This window comes from Gelidibacter salicanalis (assembly GCF_016469035.1).
Lineage (GTDB): Bacteria > Bacteroidota > Bacteroidia > Flavobacteriales > Flavobacteriaceae > Gelidibacter > Gelidibacter salicanalis_A.
This window is the reverse complement of sequence record NZ_JAEHJZ010000513.1, coordinates 1-234: the sequence shown is the minus strand read 5'-3', so window position 1 is coordinate 234 and position 234 is coordinate 1. Positions and strand designations below refer to the sequence as shown.

Sequence of the window (234 nt, the reverse complement as noted above, 5' to 3'; positions counted from 1 at the left end):
GGATGGCTTGGTAATCGAGCTACGCTTAATTATCAATCAGGAGTTCAAGACGCGCCTGTTTAGTTTCGGACCTGATTTACAAGTGCTAGCGCCCAAATCCTTGCGCGACTCTATGCACGAGAAGCTCAAAAGGCCGTCTCCCGCTACAAATAATTGCCTGATATTCAAACCATTCAGCTACTTCCAGTTTTTGACCATTACGCGATACTGTTCGAGCAGTTTACTCACATCGCT

General features: G+C 46.2%; 1 protein-coding gene. It reads left to right on the top strand.

The window, feature by feature from the left end; genetic code table 11:
- Positions 1 to 7: 7 nt before the first annotated feature.
- On the top strand, positions 8 to 234 hold a 227-nt coding region (locus JEM65_RS23505; RefSeq protein WP_368856080.1), incomplete at its 3' end, for a WYL domain-containing protein.